Source organism: Saccharibacillus sacchari (assembly GCF_037722395.1).
Classification (GTDB): domain Bacteria; phylum Bacillota; class Bacilli; order Paenibacillales; family Paenibacillaceae; genus Saccharibacillus; species Saccharibacillus sacchari_A.
Window position 1 is genome coordinate 175,837 of the sequence record NZ_JBBKAR010000046.1, and the last position, 19,936, is coordinate 195,772.

At 48.4% G+C, this 19,936-nt stretch carries 17 protein-coding genes; 7 read left to right on the forward strand and 10 right to left on the reverse strand.

The window, feature by feature from the left end; all coding sequences use genetic code 11:
- Positions 1-35 precede the first annotated feature (35 nt).
- Entirely contained in the window at positions 36-1,115 is a 1,080-nt protein-coding gene (locus tag WKI47_RS18705) for a DUF4179 domain-containing protein (protein ID WP_340228691.1), read from the reverse strand.
- Positions 1,112-1,690, reverse strand: a complete 579-nt coding sequence (locus tag WKI47_RS18710; protein ID WP_340228692.1) for a sigma-70 family RNA polymerase sigma factor — start codon at positions 1,688-1,690, stop codon at positions 1,112-1,114. The genes WKI47_RS18705 and WKI47_RS18710 overlap by 4 nt, the downstream gene beginning before the upstream one ends.
- Positions 1,691-1,874: 184 nt before the next feature.
- Here WKI47_RS18710 and WKI47_RS18715 point away from each other — a divergent pair, with 184 nt between their 5' ends.
- Entirely contained in the window at positions 1,875-3,227 is a 1,353-nt protein-coding gene (locus WKI47_RS18715) for a hypothetical protein (protein ID WP_340228693.1), read from the forward strand.
- Between the two features lie 16 nt (positions 3,228-3,243).
- A complete protein-coding gene (locus tag WKI47_RS18720; RefSeq protein WP_340228694.1) occupies positions 3,244-3,738 on the forward strand; it encodes a hypothetical protein in 495 nt (164 codons plus the stop codon).
- Positions 3,739-3,845: 107 nt separating this feature from the next.
- Here WKI47_RS18720 and WKI47_RS18725 read toward each other — a convergent pair whose 3' ends face one another.
- The 3 genes from WKI47_RS18725 to WKI47_RS18735 all read right to left on the reverse strand — a co-directional run bounded on the left by WKI47_RS18725 (position 3,846) and on the right by WKI47_RS18735 (position 9,798).
- Positions 3,846-6,284 (reverse strand): polyprenyl synthetase family protein, encoded by a 2,439-nt coding sequence (locus WKI47_RS18725; protein WP_340228695.1) that lies wholly within the window; start codon positions 6,282-6,284, stop codon positions 3,846-3,848.
- Positions 6,285-6,354: 70 nt separating this feature from the next.
- Positions 6,355-8,631, reverse strand: a complete 2,277-nt coding sequence (locus WKI47_RS18730) for a hypothetical protein (RefSeq protein WP_340228696.1) — start codon at positions 8,629-8,631, stop codon at positions 6,355-6,357.
- Between the two features lie 318 nt (positions 8,632-8,949).
- Positions 8,950-9,798 carry an aldo/keto reductase gene (locus WKI47_RS18735; protein ID WP_340228697.1) on the reverse strand — a complete coding sequence of 283 codons (849 nt, stop codon included), beginning with the start codon at positions 9,796-9,798 and terminating at the stop codon, positions 8,950-8,952.
- 133 nt (positions 9,799-9,931) lie between these two features.
- On the opposite strand from WKI47_RS18735, the gene WKI47_RS18740 reads away from it, so the two are divergent.
- From WKI47_RS18740 to WKI47_RS18750, 3 genes are all read left to right on the forward strand, one after another.
- On the forward strand, positions 9,932-10,564 hold the full coding sequence (locus tag WKI47_RS18740; protein ID WP_340228698.1) for a helix-turn-helix domain-containing protein: 633 nt from the start codon (positions 9,932-9,934) through the stop codon (positions 10,562-10,564).
- A 106-nt stretch (positions 10,565-10,670) separates the two neighbouring features.
- Positions 10,671-11,582, forward strand: a complete 912-nt coding sequence (locus WKI47_RS18745) for an ABC transporter ATP-binding protein (RefSeq protein ID WP_340228699.1) — start codon at positions 10,671-10,673, stop codon at positions 11,580-11,582.
- 26 nt (positions 11,583-11,608) lie between these two features.
- Positions 11,609-12,325, forward strand: a complete 717-nt coding sequence (locus WKI47_RS18750) for an ABC transporter permease (RefSeq protein ID WP_340228700.1) — start codon at positions 11,609-11,611, stop codon at positions 12,323-12,325.
- A gap of 173 nt (positions 12,326-12,498) precedes the next feature.
- Here the strand turns inward: WKI47_RS18750 and WKI47_RS18755 are convergent, their stop codons facing one another.
- From WKI47_RS18755 to WKI47_RS18775, 5 genes are all read right to left on the reverse strand, one after another.
- A complete protein-coding gene (locus tag WKI47_RS18755; protein WP_340228701.1) occupies positions 12,499-12,720 on the reverse strand; it encodes a hypothetical protein in 222 nt (73 codons plus the stop codon).
- 16 nt (positions 12,721-12,736) lie between these two features.
- The gene (locus WKI47_RS18760; protein ID WP_340228702.1) at positions 12,737-14,023 is read right to left on the reverse strand and encodes a galactokinase; all 1,287 of its coding nucleotides are present in this window, start codon (positions 14,021-14,023) and stop codon (positions 12,737-12,739) included.
- 667 nt (positions 14,024-14,690) lie between these two features.
- The gene (locus WKI47_RS18765) at positions 14,691-15,593 is read right to left on the reverse strand and encodes a glycine betaine ABC transporter substrate-binding protein (RefSeq protein ID WP_425355484.1); all 903 of its coding nucleotides are present in this window, start codon (positions 15,591-15,593) and stop codon (positions 14,691-14,693) included.
- Positions 15,594-16,063: 470 nt separating this feature from the next.
- Positions 16,064-17,338 (reverse strand): mechanosensitive ion channel family protein, encoded by a 1,275-nt coding sequence (locus WKI47_RS18770; RefSeq protein WP_340228703.1) that lies wholly within the window; start codon positions 17,336-17,338, stop codon positions 16,064-16,066.
- Between the two features lie 262 nt (positions 17,339-17,600).
- The gene (locus WKI47_RS18775) at positions 17,601-18,761 is read right to left on the reverse strand and encodes a cobalamin-independent methionine synthase II family protein (RefSeq protein WP_340228704.1); all 1,161 of its coding nucleotides are present in this window, start codon (positions 18,759-18,761) and stop codon (positions 17,601-17,603) included.
- Between the two features lie 223 nt (positions 18,762-18,984).
- On the opposite strand from WKI47_RS18775, the gene WKI47_RS18780 reads away from it, so the two are divergent.
- Both WKI47_RS18780 and WKI47_RS18785 read left to right on the forward strand, forming a co-directional pair.
- Positions 18,985-19,239, forward strand: a complete 255-nt coding sequence (locus WKI47_RS18780) for an AbrB family transcriptional regulator (protein WP_340228705.1) — start codon at positions 18,985-18,987, stop codon at positions 19,237-19,239.
- A gap of 91 nt (positions 19,240-19,330) precedes the next feature.
- Positions 19,331-19,648, forward strand: a complete 318-nt coding sequence (locus tag WKI47_RS18785) for a hypothetical protein (protein WP_340228706.1) — start codon at positions 19,331-19,333, stop codon at positions 19,646-19,648.
- Positions 19,649-19,936: the final 288 nt, after the last annotated feature.

A 19,936-nucleotide genomic window follows, 5' to 3' on the forward strand; every position in this document is an offset into this window, starting at 1 on the left:
CTTGCTCGGGTTTGCCCCGGCAAGGTTTTTCGGCGTTAATTTTTTTCGATTCGATTCGAGACGCCGAGCGGATCGGCGAAAAGGCGTCGTTTGATCGGGATGCCTTCGCTCAACTCTTTGTTTTTCGCAAAATCGTAAGGAATCAGCGTGTACTTTTCGCTTTGCAAGTCGATTTTGGGAAAACGGGAATACGAATACGTGTCCGATCCCCCCGAAGAATCGATTTGTTCGACTTCTTTACCGCTTTCGGCGATCAGCCGGAATCCGTACATCGTATAGTCCGAATCCGCAGCGGCTTCTTTGAGGACTTGGAAATAGACGCGCGTGGATACCGGACTGACGACGACTTTTTTTATAAGGATCTGCTCGCCGTTGACCAACGTTGCCTTTTTGTCCATGCCGACGGTTTCGGTATCGCTTAGAATCGCTTGACGCGACGTATCGACTTCAAAAATCCACGGATCGTCCAGCTTGATCAAAGGCGAAGCGCTACTGTTTGTAAAAATCCGGTCGTACCGCATGAAGATGCGGATATTTTCGCTTTCCGGCATTTCCCGGACCGCAAGATCTTCGTAAATCGTGTAGGTTCCGTCCGCTTCTTTGACGCTTTTGTGGCTCTGCATCAGCACGCCGTCCGTTATGCCGTTGATCTCGATGTGCTCGTTCAAATAGACGTTTCCGTTAAAATGAACGCCTTCCGCCGGCTTGAACGTCAACGCGATCATCAATTGATCCGTATCCATAATCAATTCTTTCAACGTCAATTCCCCGTATTCGTTGACCCTCGTTTCTCCGATTTGCGTCTTGTAAGGCGAGTAATCCACTCCGTCTCCCTGACCTGTGAAGCGCTCGATCAGTCCCGCCATGAACGGCAGCCTGGCCATCGCTTCCTGACCGGACGGCAACGTCGCTCCGATCACAAGCAGCAGCGCGGCTACAGCCGGAACCAGCCACCCAGCTTGGCTCCATTTTCTTTTTTCGAACGTTTTTGCGTCGGCATGCAGTTTGCTTTTGACCCGGCTTTCCCAATCGCTTCGCTGCTGTTCCGTCAACGCTTCCGCTTCGTATTCCGCCAGATCTATCCGCAAATCATTCAATTCGTCGTATAAGCTCATTCGTGTTCCACCCCGTTTCGCGAGATCCCGATCTTTTTCAATTTTTTTCTTCCGCGCGAAAGTTTGTTATGAATCCAGGATTCTTTGACCTGATGTTCCTGCGCTATTTCCCGAACCGGCACGCCGTCCAGATAATACTGCTCGAACAGCCTGCGTTCTTGCTCCGGCAAATGCGCCAATACCTCATCCGTTTCGCTGCGAAGCGAAGCTTCGTCGTGCCGGGTATCGTGCAGCCTATGCGTATCCGGTTCTCCTGCCGCGCGCCGCTCGTTTTCTTTGACCCATCTGCGTCTGTAGTCAATTGCCCGATATTTCGCGACGGCCGCGATCCACTGCTTAAAGGAATTCCGCTCCTGATCAAACGATGCAATATGATTCCATACCGCAATCAGCACATCGTCCAGACACTCCTCGCGATCTTGCAAACTGCCGGGCAGATGCCGGTATACGATCGCTTTCAGCAGTCCGCCGTAATGGTCGATCATTTCGCGGAGCGCCTGCTCGTCCCTATTGCGGATACGCTGTACGATTTTTTGTTCCCATTCATCTCTTCTATGCTCTTGCTCTTGTTCCACCCGACGCACGTCTCCTTCCTTGTGCCGATGTCGATACCGACATTGTATAATACGAAGCGCGAGCGAGGATTCTATCATTGGAGGATCGAAAAACGATTGAAAATAAATTTTTCCAAAACGAAAAAAGATTTGAAACGTTTCTTTTATATAAAGAACCAAAAATAAATGTAGAGGGAGTGCTTTAATGTTTCTTTTAAAAAAAGTATTGATAGGTTTGGCCTTATCCATGCTTGTTTTATCTTCAAGCATCAACGCTTCTTATGCAGAACAGCTTGATTCAAAAGGTTTGCAGTCAGGTGTTGAAAGCTCTGCCGCTATCTTAAACAACGCTTTGACCCCGGAAGAAATTCTTAAGATTGCCGATATGCATATCAATGGCTACCTCAAAGATGATTGGCAAACGAAAGGCCTGACCCTGACTCCTTCCTCCAATCAAATTCCGCTATATGATTTGGAAAACAATGTGATTGCGTATATGGTTCCTTTGCTTTCAAACAATGAGGAAATCGGTTACATCTCGATTGGAGCGTTGCGAGATAGTTATGATGCTTATGATATTTTTATTGACGATCAAGTCGTACAATTGATTCGCGATCGCCTATCGCCCCCTTCGATCGCTTTTTTCGATAAAAGCACTTCGTCCAAGCTTGTTTTCGTTCCTCCGATGACGTATATGATTCAAGCGGATCAGGGACAAGAAGAACGATATCTTCAGTTGGAAGACGATTTCGAATCGGTCGAAGACGTAACCCAAGCGGTCAATGAACAAAAGCTTCAACTGCAACAACAGTATCAAGAATTAAAAACTCCTCAAAACGAACAGCGGATGCAGCGAGTTCTGGATGAAGGTTCGAATACAAATTCTCTTATGGCAGCGGCAGCCGTAACGAAAGAAGATTATGCGCTTACGGTCGAGGCCAGTCAGCAAAGGTTCGTTCCGGTGGATCTCGGTTCGGGTACTTACAGTTATGGAGGAGATCAAGGTTGGTGGAAACCTGTCAATCCGACTAAATATGACAGAGGGTGCGGTCCTGTTGCAGCAGCCAATTTAACGACTTATCTGGCTAAGATCACTAACCCTTCTGCTTATCGCAACTTATACAGCGGAGTCGCTACTTCCAAAAGCGATTTTATGGCTCACATGGATGTCATGTACAGTTACATCAATCCAGGCGCTTTCGGAGAAACTTCCGTACACGATTTCGCATCCAGCATCGAGAAATACGCAAAAGACAAAAACGTACAGCTTTCCGGTGTTCGCGACAATTCGGCCTTCACTTTAGATAATACCGCCGCCTATATCAAAAAAGGGTTAAGCCTCAATTCTCCGGTCGCAACGTTAAATCTGTCCAAATTTACGGATTATGAGTATGAATGGCACTGGATGACGATTACAAAGTATTACAGAGACGTCAACGATAATCGGTGGATTGCCGTTTCGACGTGGGGAGACCGTAGAAGCATCAATTACAGAACACACTTCGAAGCTATAACAAGGCTCAAATCCCTCGGAGGCGGATTCATGTATTTTAAATAAGTAAGGAGGATCGCGTATGCGCCGTTCCTGGATCCAAGCACTCGGACTTCTTTCCCTCATTCTTATCACGATTGCATTAACGACAGGCTGCTCCAAAACAATCGCGATATCCGGCCAACAAGTAGACGATTTCAGCGAGCAAGTGAAGCAGGATTATCCTGCCATCGAAAAAATGACGCTTGCCTTCGAACCTTTGACCTTCCGAATGACCTATGTGTTCAAAGAGCCGCTTGACGAAAAAGATAAAGAGAACCTTTTTGAAGACAGTCGGCGGTTTCTGATGAGCGATCAGTTCGATGAAGAAATCATTCAAAGCCCGAAGATCGCCAAGTATTTTTCGAGCGGACATCCGAACTTTTCCGTTGTTTTTCGCACCGAAAATCCCGAATCCTTAAGTCGCTTTGAACTGCACGCGAACAACGAAAAAAACGCCGATCCTGTCTACCGTCAGTGGTATTACGCCGAAGATGACGAAGCACTTGGAGAACCTTATGCGGAAGAAAACAAATAACATGTTCGATTACGCATCGAAAAAAGCCGTCAGTCGGGAACTGAACGGCTCTTTTTAATGAAACTTCTGCCATGACTTCTTCTGAAAAATCCTCCAGCATGGATGTCTTATCGCTCCCGTTGCACCAAATAATCCAGCAAATGCTTCAAAAACCGCAAACTTTCCGGCAGTTCCCGCACCGCGTCCGACGCTTCGCAATAATGGTTCCACATCTCCCGCTTCGCGCCGCCGAGGCCCAGTACCGTCACGAACGTCGAACTTCCGTTGGCTTCGTCCTGTCCCGCCGGTTTGCCGAGATTCAGCGCTTCGCCTTCCGCGTCGAGCAGGTCGTCCCGAATCTGGAACGCGATGCCCGCATGATACGCGAACTTTTTCATCGACTCAAGTTCGGCTTCCGGCGCGTTCGCGAGCATCGCCGGCATGATGAGGCATGCTTCGAACGCCACGCCCGTTTTGTAAAAACAAATCTCGTTCAACCGCTCCAGGCTCAGCTCCTGTCCGCGCGATTTGAGATCCAAAGCCTGCCCCATGCACAATTCTTCCGCTTTGCGCGCCGAGTAGTGCATGAGCGCCAATACCGTCTCGGCTTTAAACCCTTGCAAAGACGATTGTTCGCGCACGCCTTGTTGGATCAGCAGCAGACCCGATAATTCGGCCGTCGCGCTGTCGTAACGGGCATGCAGCGTCTGACGCCCCCGCCGCGTATCCGCGTTATCCTGCGACGGAAGATCGTCGAAGATCAGCGAGGCGGTATGCAGATATTCCAGCGACGTAAGCATCGGGCGCACGGCGTTTTTATCCAACCCGTAGCCTTCCGTCGCCACCAACCTCGCCAGAACCGGCCGCAATCTTTTTCCAGAGCCTGCCAGACTGTAATTCGCCGCTTCGATCAGCGAGTCCCCGACAGACGGAACAGGCGAGTCGTTCGCGATCGGCAGCGCTTGGTCGACTTCTTCGCGAACTTCGCCGAGCAGCGCACGGAACCGTTCGCGGTCTTCCCGGTCCTTTTTCATCTCGGTCAGCATCCGGTCGCGCAGCAGCTTGTCGAAAAACTCGACGTCTTCGGCTTTGTTCACCATCTGCTGGACGATCGCGTTCAGTTCCGGCATGCCCGAAGTGAGCATATCCATCAGCTCTTCGTAACGAGGAATGCCCAATCGCTGACGCGCTCTTTTCAACCCGTTGATCGCCCGGTCGAGCAGCACTTCCCGCGTGTTGGGATCGCCGCCGTACACTTCCCGAATCAGATACGCGATCACGCCCCAGTACATCTCGAACGGGTTCGGCAAATCCGGGCGCCCGGCGCGGTATTTCCAATAATACGTATACGGCGTCACCGCTCCCGCATCCAGATCGTCGAACAGGTCCGCGAAGTCGTCGGCAAGCTGGTTGTAGATCCCGTAGTAAAACGTTCTCCGCTCAAAGCCGCCGTCTTCGTCCGCTTGCCCGACCGAACGCGCGATCAGGCGGGAGCCGGAAGATTTGAGGATAACGGGGACGTACAGTTGGCTGGCCGTATACGTATCGGCGTCCAGCCGTTTGTTCCGGTCCACGTCTTGCGATTCGAAAAAGACGTACGCCTGCTCGAAAAAGACGCTGCCGCCTCCGCCCGCTTGCCGTCCTTTGATATACTCGAACGCTTCGCCCAGCTCGCTGTGAATATAGCGGATCAGCGCGAAGTTCTCGGAATGGCCGCTTTCGAACGCCCCGCTCCACGCATCCCATTCCGGCACGGTCCCGGTCAGCAAAGCGCTACGGATCAGATCGGAGTAACTCGCTTTCTCTTCTCCGGTGAGCAGCGTCGAATCGAGCAGATCGTCGACGAACGGATACGTAAGTCCGTACGAATAGCCGAGCCGCACCGCTTCGTCCATCCGGCGCGAACGTTCTGCCTGCGGCGTCTGCTCGTCCATCTCTTCCCGAGCATGCAGCACCACGCCCGCGATAATCTTCAGCAGTTTGCGTTGCGCTTGTTCCGCGTTCATGCCTTCCGGGATGTTCTCGGACACGCGCTTCATTTTGGCGATCATCCAGATGACCGTGTCTTCGATATGCTCCTGCTGGCCCCAGCGGTACAGTCCGGCCGTATCGAACCCGTCCGTCGGCATGCCTTCGTGGCGCTCCCCGTTCAGAAGCGAACGCTTGAGACTGCCCGCCGTCCGCCGAACGCGGCTTTGCGTATCGGCGTTGTCCAGCGCGTGTCCCAAATCCCGCAGGTACAAATACGACACGCTGCGTTCCAGATAATCGTCCAGCTTGCCCGCGTGGTCCATCCACTGGATATAACGATCGTAATCACGCGGCTGCGAGCCGGATCGGCCGCCGAACAGTCGCGCAGGCCACGGGCGGATATGGCTTCTTTTCCACACGCGAAAATCTTCCGTCAACTCGTCCGCATACCTTCCGCTCCGCACGCGCTCCGTCAATTCCTGCAAATACTGTTCCGCGCGCAACTCCGACCTTCGATACGCTTCGCGTGCCCGCTCTTCCAACGTTTCCGGCGTTCGCTCGAATTCGGGCTGTTCGATCGATGATGGCAAACTCATAGTCATTCCCCTTAGGTTTTAGTCGTGGTGTGAATCGTTAACGGGTTATACGGAGGGGAGCGGGGTTGGGTTACACATGACCATAAAGAATGGTTTCTAACTTTTTTTCGATAATAAAAGTAATACGCGGAGACATTACTCGAACATCGGATATTTCACGAGCCCGGTTAGTGATTTCTTGAACATAATCTCTAACTGATAATCCTTTGCGATCTATAATTCTTTCGATTTTTTCTCTGAAGTCTAATCTGTTTTGGCCATGCATTAAATAAAAATAGTTTTCTTTGTGCAAATTCAAAATTAAAAATTCAATAATTCCATCTCCAGCGAAAGTATGAATGATATCTTCAAAATTTTCTACAGATACATTCAAATGCGGATTAATGTAAAAAACCTCAAAACTTCGATTTAAATCGATAAGAGAAAAGTTAAAAGAATCTCTTTTGCAAAGCTGATAAATATGTTGTTTAAAGAATCCTTCTTTTAATAGATCCGGAGTTTCAATCAGCTCGCATAAGGTAGATATTCTCCAATCTTCTACATAATCACTCTGTTCAAATGTATAATGTTCAACTTCTTTATAAAAATCGAAAAAATAACTACGACTTTGTAAAAAAACAAATTTGAATTTTAGTAATAACGGATACGACATATACTTTCTTCTAGAGTCATCTGCTAAATCTTTTAAAATAGTAGGCTTTAATTTCTCGATTGCAATATGATCAAAAATCCATTGAACAAGATTTAAATCAATTCTATGCCCAATATTACTACGTTTATTTTGAATTTTCTCATGTACAAAAAGAATCATTTTTTCATCATTTCTCAACAATCCATTATAAGTATGGCTTTGAATCATTTTATAAAAATAAAGAACTTCCTTCTTCCAACCCCAATTAGATTCAGTGTATAACATATGATTAAAAATCATAGATACTTTGTAAGCGTACCCCAACTTATTCATAAGGAATGAGATATATTTTTTATTTGCTGAAGAAGGAGCTAAATCTATAGCAAACCAATACGTTTCTTCTTTCAAAAACCTGTATTCTTCGTTCTCCTTGTCTTTTTCAGCATTTCTTGAATAAGGATCATCATCCCATCGCGAAAACAAAAAATTATATCTTTGAGAGGTCAGTTCATCAACATAAGGCTGATAGGCTTGTAAAATCGAACACCAATACTCTTTATAAGCTTCTAAAAATTCATTTTCTTGCTCGTTTAATTTGGAATCTTCAACACCACAAAGTTTCAAGAAAATTTTATAGCCCTTTGTCTTTTTCATTTGTTCATGAAGGTATTCGATTTCTTCAATTACCTTAATTTGATTTATAACTGCCGAAGGAATAACAAAATAAGTGAAATTATTCGAAGACACGTTTCTCCTATGGTCCTGATATGTTTCCTTTAATTCTGCGAAATAATTCAAGTTTTTATCCCTTTGCAATTGAAGCTCTAAAAGATTATCTACGATTTTATGACTTTTAATATACAAACCTACTAAGTCTTTAAATTCAATAGAGAATGAACATTTTTCGATTCTTTCAAAAAAAGTGCGCTCCAATCTGAGAACAAATGAAGCTGTCTTTCTCATTTCTTTTGCGTACCCATTATCTTCGAACCAAAGTATCTTTCTTGCTGGTTTTTTGTAAAAAATATTGGATCCCAATATTCCTTCCATGATATGTGTCAACATGACATGCTTCTCTTTTGCCTCTATTTTCTCTATGTCTTGAAATAGAACTTCAACAAAATAATTTTGGTCCCCGTCTCGCAGGCAATCTTTAAACAATTTAATATATCGCGCAGTCACTTGCGTTTCAATATCATTGTACAATTTCGGTCTTTTTTCCAAAGGCATAATTAACATCATTTGCAGACCTTGAAGGCCTTTGATAAATACATATACGCAAAGAGAAAAAACGATCAAGAAACTTACTTCCCAAAAACTTTCCAGAAATCGATCTGGCAAAAAGTCTAAAAATTCAAAAGAAGACAAGCTTCCCTGTAGCAAAACAAAAATCGAAACGTACCCTAACAAAAAGCTAAAAAATTCTGATTTAAAAACTTGTAAATTCAAGCTTTTTATAAACGGACCTTTAGCTATGCTTCTTCCCCAATACTGATCCTGACTATTTTGTTGAGCATAGCTGATAGTAAATTGAATAAATGCGTATAGTATTCCATATAGAGTAAGCAATGCAATAACAAGAGACAACCGATTTTCTTCTTTACCCAAATCAATCCATGAGAACTTTTGCTGAATAGAAACTAATATCACTATAAGACCTATAGGCAGAATAACTTTTAAAAAAAGATCGAAAATTGAAGAATGCTTAAATTCCAATAAACTCTCTTTCATTTTTGGAGTAATAATAATGATGATGAAAAAACGAAGGACTTGCATCATAATCGCTACGGCTACAATACAGACGAAAGCCTTAAATAACATTTGTGCATTTTCAAAAACGAGATCTATAATAAAAAAGCCTCCTTTTCCAAATTTCGATTCTAAAATTAAATAATGATAATATTGATATCATAAGGAGTACGGTAATTGTTGATTCAAGTTTCAAGGCTATCTGGTTAACTTTTAAATTTTCTCAAACAAAAAAAATCCAAGATCGATTCTTGGATTTTCCGAGTATACACCATATTCAAAACATCAAAACTCCTCATACTCCGCCGGATCTTGCCCCCATAACCGCCGATTATCTTTGCTGAACGCCGAGATCGTCTGCATCTGCTCCGCCGTCAGTTCGAAATCGAAAATATCCAGATTCTCCTGCTGGTGCTTCAACGAACCCGCTTTCGGAATCGGAATCGCGCCCAGTTGGGTATGCCAGCGAAGCACCACCTGGGTCGGCGTTTTGCCATATTCAGCCGCGATCGCTTTCACCGCCGCATCTTCCAGCACGCCTTCGCCTTTGCCGCGTCCGAGCGGGCTCCACGATTCGGTGACCGTTCCGTGCTTGGCGTTGGCTTCGCGCTGAAGCGCCTGTTCGAAATACGGATGCAACTCCACCTGGTTGAGGCTCGGCGCGACGCCCGTTTCGTTCACGATTACGTCCAGATGCTCCGGCAAAAAGTTGCTGACGCCGATCGAACGCACGTAACCGCGCTTTTTCGCTTCGATCAGGGCCTGCCACGCTTCGACGTATTTGCCTTGCTTCGGATTCGGCCAATGGACGATGTACATATCGAAATAATCCAGCCCGGTCCGCAGCAGCGATTCTTCGATCGTGACCAGAGCTTGATCGTAAGCATGATGGCGTCCCGGCAGCTTCGAGCAGACTCGCAGCTGTTCGCGGGGAACGGAAGCTTCGCGTACCGCCCGGCCGACCGCGCCTTCGTTTTCGTAGTTGAACGCCGAGTCGATCAGCCGATAGCCGGCTTCGATGCCGCTTTTGATCGACTCCGTGCCCGCAAACCCATTCATGGAATACGTGCCAAGACCGATCGCCGGAATCTCAAGCCCGTCGTTCAATTTGATGTTCGGAATATTCGTTGTCATGGGAAAAAGCCCTCTTCTCGTATGATTTTACGATAGCACTTTGGATGAGTCGGAGCAAAATTCGCGGTTGACTCGGACTTCAAAAGGATTTACTATTGGCTCAACGAACGTTTAGCGAAATGAGGATATGCTTATGGACTATAAACAAACCGGTAAACGCATGACCAGCCGGGATCTTCAAGCCGCTCAGCGCAAGCAGCAGATTCTTCATGCAGCCAAACAGCTTTTTGCGGAAAAAGGGTATCATGCCGTGTCTATGCGGGAGCTGAACAAAGCGATCGGCATGGCGGACGCGTTGACGTACCACTATTTTCCCGGCGGCAAATTCGAAATTTTGACGACGGTGCTGCAAACGGCGCAAGAAGAACGGATCGGCGGCATCGTGCTTGTTTTTCAACAGATTTTCGCGAAACCGAATCTTGCCCTGACCGACGCGCTGACTGAACTGATCCTCGGCTTGGCGCAAAGACTGACAGAAGACCAAGACTATTTCCGAATTCTGATCCGCGAACGCTCGCTATTGAACGACGAACAAAAAAAAGCGCTCGACGGCCTGACCACCCTTCCGTTCGAAGCGATGTCCGACTATCTATCGCGGCGCGCAAAGCAAGGCGAGGTTCGGGACATGGATTTCTCGCTCGCTTCCTCGCAGTTTTTGGCGCATATCGTGTTTACGATTATTCAGAAGCTGCTCAGGGACGATGAAGTGCAGCAAGAAGAAGCGGTCAAACTGGCCGAATTTTACGCGGGATTATGGGCGAAATAAGATAACTGCGATCCATAGATCTACAGGCACTTCGGTGCTTCTTTTTTTAACAAATTCACTCAACGATCGTTCAGTAAAACAAAATGACAAACAAGGAGAATCGACGATGCAAGAGATCATTCGCACGGAATCCCTGACCAAACGATACGGCGACTATTCGGTTTTGCAAAGTATCTCGCTGAATGTGTACCGGGGAGAAATTTACGGCTTTTTGGGTCTGAACGGAGCCGGAAAAACAACCACGATCCGTATGCTGCTGGGTATGATTAAGCCGACTTCCGGCGAAGCGTATATCAACGGCCGGAGCGTGATCGGAGCCGATCCCGATCTGTGGCAGCAAGTCGGGTACATGGTCGAGACGCCGTATGCGTACCCGAATTTCACGGTGCGGGAAAATCTGAGGCTGATCGCCAAGCTGCGCGGACTGCCGGAAAAAAAATCGACCGAAGCCGTCATGGACCGACTGCAACTTGTCCGCTACGCCGATACCAAAGCCAAAAACCTCTCGCTCGGCAACGCGCAGAAGCTCGGTCTCGCCAAAGCGATGATCCATAACCCTTCCGTTCTTATTCTCGACGAACCGACCAATGCGCTGGACCCGGCAGGCATCGTGCATATTCGGGAACTGCTGCGGCATTTGGCGAAAGAAGAAGGCGTGACCGTGTTTATTTCCAGTCATATTTTGGAGGAAATGTCCAAGCTGGCGTCCCGGATCGGCATTATCCACGGCGGCGCGCTGCTTCAGGAGATTAGCTCGCAACAATTCGAACAGCTCCGGCGCAAGCGCCTGACGGTTAAGGTTCTGGAAAAAGGAGAACAGGCAAGCGAGCTGCTGAGGCAATCCGGTTACGCGACGCAAATCGCGGACGACGGCAGGATCGAGATTGCGGACGAATCGGCGATCCGGCAACCGGAACATATAGCCAAGCTGCTGGTCGGCGCAGATCTCCCGCTGTCGGAGCTGACTGTGCACGAAGAAGGTCTGGAATCGTACTTTTTGCAAATGGTCAGCCACTAATGTCGATCATAAGGAGGAACTTTGTCATGAGGTCGTTATGGAATGCCGTGTATGTGGAAAATCGAAAATTGAGCCGTTCGCCGGTGCTGTGGGGGATGTTGGTTTTTCTGTTGTTCGTCACCGGTATCCGTTCCGGCGGTGCGGATTGGAACGAACATTTGGGCAATATGACGTTTTTGTTCGCTTCCGTTTTCGGCCTGATGGGGTTCGGCACGCTGACCGCTTGGGTATTCGGACGAGAGTACACGGATCGCACAGTGAAAGATCTGCTGGCGCTTCCAATCTCCCGCACAACAATCGTAATCGCCAAAAGCGTCGCGATCGCCGGTTGGTGCGTGATCGCGACGCTTACGATCTTCGGCTTCTCGCTGCTGCTCGGTCTGTTGATCGGCATTCCCGGCTTGTCGTGGCGCATTGTCGCCGACCAGCTCGGCGGACTGCTGCTTATCGCCGCGTTCCATCTGCTGCTCTGCTCGCCGGTCGCGCTGCTGGCCGGCATCTCGCGCGGCTATCTCGTTCCGATCGCGTACGCTTTTACCACGCTGATGGTCGCTTTGACCGCCGGACCGACCGCGCTCGGCGCGTATCTGCCCTGGTCGATCCCGGCGCTGCATCTGTCGATGAGCCACTCCGGGGCTTCTTCTTTTCCGCTCGGAACAGCCAGTTACGCGATGCTGATTCTGCTGTTCGGGATCGGCGCGATCGGAACGATGTTCTGGTGGAAAAAATCTGACCAGCGGTAAACGGCACGGCGCGATTGTAAAGGCAGATCGACCGTAACGGCGTACGAAGATGCACGAAGCCGTCGCAAAAAAACGAGCCGTCAGAATTTCTTCCGCGGCTCGTTTTTCTTGTTCTTTTTTTAAGGGGATATGGATATAAGCAGCGTCTATTCGATCGGGTGCCACTGCTCTATCTATTCGTCATCCAACGTCGGCACGGCGGTAAAAAACACGTCGTACAGATCCCAATCGAACTGTGTTCGCACATATGTTTCGATCTCCCGCAGTTGCTCCTCGCTCGTGTATTCCAAGCAAGGTCGGCCTTCGCTCCACAAGGTGCGGCATACGAAATTTTTCGTTACCTGCTCGATCACGACATCTTGCGGGACGTTTTTGCGGCTTGCGCTCAAACTCATCTCGGTAAACTCCTTTTTACTTCACGTCATCCAGGCAAACGGCACCGTGCGCGCGAACCTGGATTTCCAGCGATTCCGTGCCTAGCGTGCTTTGGATCAGTTCTTGATACGCCGGAACGGCAGCTTGAGGCAGAATCGCCAGAATCACGCCCGCGAAGCCTCCTCCGTGCACGCGGCAAGCCCCTTTTCCAAACTGCTTGATGTAACGTTCCGTAATCGCCAGCGCGATCGCGACTTCCTGCTGACGCGTCACCGACGGACGGTAGACGTTTTGCAGCCATTTCCACGACGAATTGCCGGACTCCGTAATCAGCGGGAGAAACGCCTGAAGATCATTGTTGCGGAGCGCTGCCAGTTGGCCGTCTACGCGATCGTTCTCTTCGAAAAAATGCAGCGCGCGCAACACGGCACGGTCGCCTGCTTGTTCGCGGATTTCCGGCAGGCGGGCGTACAATTCATCCGGCGACGTCCCGCGGCAATAGGTCGTCCCGAGCAGCTCGGCGACGGCGAACATCTCTTCCGGCACGGCCGCGTAGTCTTCTGTCAGATCCGCATGGTTGCCGCCCGTATTGACGATCACGAGCGAGTAGCCGTCTTGGTCAAAGCGGTACGTAACCTTTTCGATATGCGGCTCCTCCGGGTTTTCGAAGTCGATCGAGATCAAGCCGCCGTGCGCGCACGCGATCTGATCCAGCAAGCCGGACGGCTTGTTCCAGAACTTGTTTTCCGCGTATTTGCCGATCTTGCCCATCTGTACCGCGTTGAGCTTTCCTTCATTATAAAAGGTGTTGAGGATCGTGCAAATCAGCATCTCGAACGAAGCCGACGAGCTAAGTCCCGACGCGCTGTACACGTTACTCGATACATAAGCATGGAAGCCGCCGATGCGGTAGCCTTTTTCTACAAAACCGGAAGCGATGCCGCGGATCAGACCCGCCGTTCCGTCGTCTTCGGCGCTGATGTCCAACTGATCGAGGTTGATCGCATACTGCTTCTCGTAACCTTCCGAGCGCAGCGTGATCACGTTATCGTCCGTCTGGTCCGCAGCCGCGATGGTGTCGAGGTCGATGCTGCCGGTCAGCACTTTGCCGTGGTTATGATCCGTATGGTTGCCGCCGATTTCCGTCCGTCCCGGCGCGCTGAACAGTTTGACCGACTCGGCTCCGTAGGTTTGGGCGTAGGTGTCCAGCACATTTCGGTAACGCGCCGTTTGCTGGGCAAGCTGCGCTTCGCCGTAAAGCAACTTCAGCGCAGAGCGGATTTCAGGCGTTTCGAGCAAAGCTGGGTTGAATTCATTCGTCATTGCGAAATTCCTCCTGGATATAAGGGGTATGTTAAAGCAGGGTTGAAGAGTTAGGGAAGCGGAGCTGTCCGCCTGCTAGCTTGTCTGACTTACGATGGAAAAAGCCGTTGCTACTCCAATATGCCACATTTTTGTATACGCATACAGGGCATAGAGCCAAGATCGGAGGAAGTTTAGAAACTTTTTGACGAAATTGTAGAAGATTTGAGGCCGACGTCAGACGATTATGCTGTTTTCGCAAAAATGCGGCAGTCGCGCGAATTCTCGCATGACTGCCGCATTTCGTTTGTATTACCGAATCAAATTCGACTATTCAAGCAAACGGTACACCATGACCGACGCTTCGAAAAGCTTCCGATGATGCGTTGAAATAAGTGCTCAAATCCACTTATTTATTCCGATTGGCTTCCAAATCTTCAGATAAGTGCGAATATGCACTTATTTGAAGAAAGATCGCGTAAAAGATCAGGAATCGGAGAAATTAAGTGCATATTCGCACCTATTCTTCTCAAATAGAAGAATTTCAAGAAATTAAGTGCATATCCGTACTTATTTTATTTTTCATCTTAAGATTATTCAAATAGAAGCTTTTTGAACTCGACTTGGCTTGACTTCACCTGGCTCTACTTGGTTGCCGAGAAAGCCCGTCGATTCGTTCAAACTACGTTTAAGACTTCAAATCTTCGATCGAATTGACGTCTTCCATATAAGTCGGTACGGCCAGGCCGGATTTGACGTCGACCATGTTCGCGCCGAGGTCTTCGACTTTGTTTTTGTACTGCTCCCAATAGTTTTCGTGCGTGATCGGCAGCCAGGCGGCGACGATGGCGTCCACGCTGCCGTCGGCGACGCCGATCCACATCGGGCCGATCTCGACCTGCAACGTTTTGGCGTTATACCCCAGCTTTTCGCTTAGCACATGCGCCACAACGTTGGTACTGGCGATCTCGGAATCCCAAGCGACGAACGCAAGCGTAAAGTCGTCCCCCTGCACGGGCTGCAACCCTTCGGTCCAAGCGTTCACTTCCGCCTCGTGGCCGTCCACCCATTCCGCTGCGGCTTGTTCCGGGCTTTTGCCGTCCTGAATCGAGATCATGACTTCGCCCATATCGTCGGCCGTCCAGTTAAAGCGATCCAAAAACGCGTAAGCCGTCGGATGGTCTTTTTCCAGTCCGAGACGCGCGATTGTATGAATCTCTTCCGGTTCGCCGTAAGTTTTTTTCGGGTCTTCCAGATATTTCAGATCGTAGGTATTGAACATCCAGTGCGGCGTCCAAGCCGTGATAACGATCGGTTCTTCTTTTTTGTAAGCCTTGTCCAATGCGGCGGTCATCGCGGCAGCGGAGCTTTCCGACAGTTTCCATTCGGACAGGTCGTAGTCTTCGATCGCCTGCGCGCTCAAACGCATCAGGCCCGCTCCCGGATCGGTACCGGTAATCGTGTAGTTCAACCGCTCTCCGACCGTTTGACTTTCCGCGCTTGTGCTCGGGTTCGAGGACGAACAAGCGCCCAACGCCAATACGGCAGCCAAACTGCCCAGAGTCATCCATTTTTTTGTTTTGTTCATCATTTGTAATCCCCTCTTTACAATCGTTTTTGCATTGACAAGCTATTGTGCTTGACGATTCCGCGGAATATCGGACGACATTTGACGAATGAATAGCTGACACCCATCAAGTTAACAACGATATATAGGTTAACAAAGGCTGGTTTTATTGACAAACGGATAAAGCGATTTTAGCAGGTTTCCAGGAAAGGTTGAGAAAAAAAGAACTTGTATATACGGTTGTATACACTTGTATACTCGCTTTTGCTGGAAATTCGTCGCGTTGAAAATAAAACCGTATTTTTTTTATTTTCTTGAATAAATCGAGTCTTCAGACAAGCGAAAAGCGTTTTTGAAGCGAAGGTTTCGAATCGAATTTTGAACGTTTTCAGCAAAAAAAGCCTCGATTTCCAAACGGAAACCGGGGCTTTTCGAGAATCGGAATCTGGCGGAACGCTGCACCGAAAATTGACCTTTTCAACGCGATACCCCGGTCATCCCGCTTCCGAATCGAAATCGGTCGGTTTGGCCGCTTTGCCGTTTTCGTTAACCCGCACGATATCGTGTCCCGTCGGATTCTGGAAAATGCGCAGGCCGAACATCGGAGCGACAGCGAAAATATGGTCGAAAATATCCGCCTGCACCGTCTCGTACACGCTCCACGCCGTATCGCTGCTGAACGCATAGATTTCCAGCGGCAGTCCGTTGTCTCCGGGCGCAAGCTGTCTGACCATGAGCGTCATCTGCTGATGGATGCCCGGATGGTGGCGCAGATACTGTGTGATATATTCCCGGAATACGCCCACATTTGTCAGTTGGCGCCCGTTCACCCGGCTTTCCCGGTTGATCTGGTGTTTGCGGTTGTATTCTTCGATCTCGTTCGTTCGCGTCGCGAGATAATCGGACAGGTAATGGATCTTTTGGAACTCCCCGATCATCTGTTCCGTGCAAAAAGAGATGCTGCTCGTATCGATCTGAATGCTGCGCTTGATCCGTCTGCCGCCGGACATCTGCATGCTTCTCCAGTTGCGGAACGAATCGGAAATCAGGGCGTAGCTCGGAATCATCGTGATCGTTTTGTCGAAATTCATGACTTTGACCGTATTGAGCGTGATGTCGATAACGTCGCCGTCGGCGTTGTAATTGGGCATTTCGATCCAATCGCCTACGCGCACCATATCGTTGGACGAAAGCTGCACGCCCGCTACCAGACCCAAAATGGAGTCTTTGAACACCAGCATCAGCACCGCCGACAAAGCGCCCAGGCCGCTGAGAATAATGAGAGGGTTCTGCCCGATCAATCCGGCTACGATCAGAATGCCGCCGATGATAAACAGCACGATCTTGATGACTTGGATATAGCCCCGGATCGGGCGAATCTTGGACACTTCGAACGAACGGTAAATCTCGTCGAAAGCGTTAAGCAGCGCGTTCAGCGCCATGATGGTCACGACGATCATATAGACTGCCGCCAGACGTTCGATCAGAATTTGGTAAGCAGGAAAAGACCATGCGGAAAAATAGATGATGACCGCCGGCACGAGATGCGACAGCTTGTGCAGCACGTTTTTCTCCAGCACGATCACGCCCCATTTATGCCGTTCTCTACGGACGATTCGGGCGATAACGTTCAATACGATCTTTTTGGTGATTAGATTGGCGATAACGGAGACTGCGGCGATGAATAGCACCATGATGATATTGGACAGGTACGCGACCATCAGGTCGCTCATGCCGTAGCCTTGAAGATGGTTGCGGATAAAGTCCATGATGTCCTCCTAAAGCAGTTTGCGTTAGCCTATTATTATACGGAAAAAGCTATATCGAAGCAAAAATAACTAAAGATTTTACGGTGCATAGGGTAAGCCATCGATTTAATTTTCAGCAGTTAGCCTCGATGATCGAAGCCCATTGCGTTCCGGTTTCTCAGGCGCCGTGAATGCGAGAAACCGGCTTCGAACTCATTTCTCAATCAAAAAAACAGACCCTGCGAGCATCGAAATGCTCGGGGTCTGTTTGGCTTTACCTATTTTATTTCGCCCAATATTGCTTCGCGATCTTTTGTCCCTGGTCAATCTTCGCCCATTGTTCGGCTTGGCTCAGTTCGTTGCCGCCGTCGCAAGACGCGAAGCCGCATTGGTGGGACAGCAGCAGACGGTCTTTGTCGATGATATTCGATGCTTCGTCGAGCAGGCGCAGTACGCGCTCTTCGTCGTCGAGGGTGCTCGTTTTGGAAGACAGCAAGCCGAGTACGATCTCTGTGTCCGGGCGGTCTTTGAACACTTCGAGCGCTTCCAGGGAACCTGCGCGCTCGTCGTCCCACTCCAGGAAGAAACGGTCGTATTTGAGCTGCTTCAGGAACAGGTTCGCGATCTTCACGTACGAACCGCCGCCCATATTGCGCGAATCGTAGTTGCCGCGGCAGTTGTGCGTCCACATTTTCAGACCCAGTTCGTGCCCGAAGTCGATCACCGTGTTGTTGATGTCGATAAATTCGGCCGCGAGCGCCTGTACCTGCTCTTGGTTGATATTTTCGCCCGTGTACGGGGAGTTCGGGTTATCGTCGGCGAACAGCTCCCACAGGCAGTCGTCGAATTGCAGGATTTCCCCGCCCGCGTCCGCGAAGTCCTGCACGAACTCTTTGTACGCTTTGACGAGTCCGGCTTTCAGTTCTGTCGCGTCTTTGTATACGGAATCCGTGCCGCCGATATTGTCCGACCACGACAGTTCGCCGAAGATATGGGACGGAGACGGTACGCAAAGCTTCGTTTCGCGGTCGCCCGCGCTGTTTTTGAGCTGCTTGAACGATTTGATGAAGTGGTGGTTTTTGCCGCCCAGTTCGCCCGTGATGCGCAGCCCGATGTCTTTGCGCGTCTCGTACTTGGAAGTGCCGTCGACGTCGCGGAAAAAGTACCCGTGATCGGCGATATAGCGCTCGATGCCGCCGAAGCCCCACACGAAGTCGAGATGCCACATGGACTTGGAATATTCTCCGTCCGTGATGATTGAGAGGTCGTGTTTGATTTGGTCCTGTACGACGGAGTCGATCGCTTTCGCTTCGCACTGCTCGTAGCCGTCGAACTCTTGGTAAAACGGATACTGGATATCGTCGCGGTGTTCGATTTGCGTTTTGTATTTGAGAAGATCGTCAGGGCGCAGCAAGCTGCCTACGATTTGGAATTTATCGGTCATGGGGGTGGTCCTCCTTGGGTGTATGCGTGTTGGGATTGAATATGTGATTGCGTGAGATCGAAACGATTGAATGCACTTTATTGTAGCACCGTTGGAGGTAGAAGCGTTTAGACGAAGAAGGTATGGCTGGTTATAGGGGGAGGGTATAAGGACGCATTTTCATTTTGCTAGTGTATGATTGTTATAGTAGTCAAATGATCTTGGTAGGAGGTGAATCTTTCAAATGACCGAAATTGAACGCAAAGTGACTAAATTCAGCAATAGTCTGGGAATCCGTATGATGCAAGCCTTGAAACAAATCGGATTAGAGCAACGCCATTTAGCCAATATTAGTGTTGATCCGACTTCCAGACAAATCAAGTTTAAAAAATCAACAAAAGTTTTGCTTCTTGAAGCAATAAGCGCAGACTTTATGGATACACTGAACAACGTGCTGACCGAATACGATCAAACCCTATTCAGTCTTAAAAATCGATGAAATCGGTTCGCTATAATCGACTTTAAGATTCGGTTTAACTTTAGATTTACTAAATTATTATTAATATGATTATACTTCGAGGTGATTAAAAATGAACTCACAAATGTACGAAACATTACTGATGGATGCACTAGAACAAGTTGAATTATCTTATTACGTTTCTAACAATTGGAGAAAAACTATAGAAAAAGAACTTATATCACAAAAATATACACAAAAACAAAGAGAAGCATTTTTAATCCAATCTGAAAATTACTATGAGCGTGTATTTTGCTATGAACTCTATCATCAAATCCGCATACTTATGGAAGATAGAAAATTTAAAGGAAAAGCAATTTTACAAGCAGAGTTGGTCAAAAAAAATTCCTATAGAATGGAGAGAAACGCTCAAAAAATCAGGAGTAACTAGCTTAAAGAAAATTTATATTCCAGATTTTTTAATTCATGAACCAGGAAGCTTTAATGAGCAGGAGTTAATGGTAGAAGTGAAAACAACACCTAACACTACACAATCACAAGTACAAGAAGACATTAAAAAATTGATCTTTTTATAGAGAATTATAAAAAAGGAATATTTTTATGTACAAATATTAGTTTAAAAACAAGTAAATCTATTTTCGAAAGTACTGAATTCTCGAATTTTGTTTCTTCAAAAATTAAAAATAGTGCTCAAATATCAATTCTATTAAAAGCATCT

Coding starts and splice junctions, on each gene's coding strand:
- WKI47_RS18705 (WP_340228691.1), bottom strand. CDS start 1,115: ATGAGCTTATACGACGAATTGAATGATTTGCGGATAGATCTGGCGGAA.
- WKI47_RS18715 (WP_340228693.1), top strand. CDS start 1,875: ATGTTTCTTTTAAAAAAAGTATTGATAGGTTTGGCCTTATCCATGCTT.
- WKI47_RS18720 (WP_340228694.1), top strand. CDS start 3,244: ATGCGCCGTTCCTGGATCCAAGCACTCGGACTTCTTTCCCTCATTCTT.
- WKI47_RS18725 (WP_340228695.1), bottom strand. CDS start 6,284: ATGAGTTTGCCATCATCGATCGAACAGCCCGAATTCGAGCGAACGCCG.
- WKI47_RS18735 (WP_340228697.1), bottom strand. CDS start 9,798: ATGACAACGAATATTCCGAACATCAAATTGAACGACGGGCTTGAGATT.
- WKI47_RS18740 (WP_340228698.1), top strand. CDS start 9,932: ATGGACTATAAACAAACCGGTAAACGCATGACCAGCCGGGATCTTCAA.
- WKI47_RS18745 (WP_340228699.1), top strand. CDS start 10,671: ATGCAAGAGATCATTCGCACGGAATCCCTGACCAAACGATACGGCGAC.
- WKI47_RS18750 (WP_340228700.1), top strand. CDS start 11,609: ATGAGGTCGTTATGGAATGCCGTGTATGTGGAAAATCGAAAATTGAGC.
- WKI47_RS18755 (WP_340228701.1), bottom strand. CDS start 12,720: ATGAGTTTGAGCGCAAGCCGCAAAAACGTCCCGCAAGATGTCGTGATC.
- WKI47_RS18760 (WP_340228702.1), bottom strand. CDS start 14,023: ATGACGAATGAATTCAACCCAGCTTTGCTCGAAACGCCTGAAATCCGC.
- WKI47_RS18765 (WP_425355484.1), bottom strand. CDS start 15,593: ATGATGAACAAAACAAAAAAATGGATGACTCTGGGCAGTTTGGCTGCC.
- WKI47_RS18770 (WP_340228703.1), bottom strand. CDS start 17,338: ATGGACTTTATCCGCAACCATCTTCAAGGCTACGGCATGAGCGACCTG.
- WKI47_RS18775 (WP_340228704.1), bottom strand. CDS start 18,761: ATGACCGATAAATTCCAAATCGTAGGCAGCTTGCTGCGCCCTGACGAT.
- WKI47_RS18780 (WP_340228705.1), top strand. CDS start 18,985: ATGACCGAAATTGAACGCAAAGTGACTAAATTCAGCAATAGTCTGGGA.
- WKI47_RS18785 (WP_340228706.1), top strand. CDS start 19,331: ATGAACTCACAAATGTACGAAACATTACTGATGGATGCACTAGAACAA.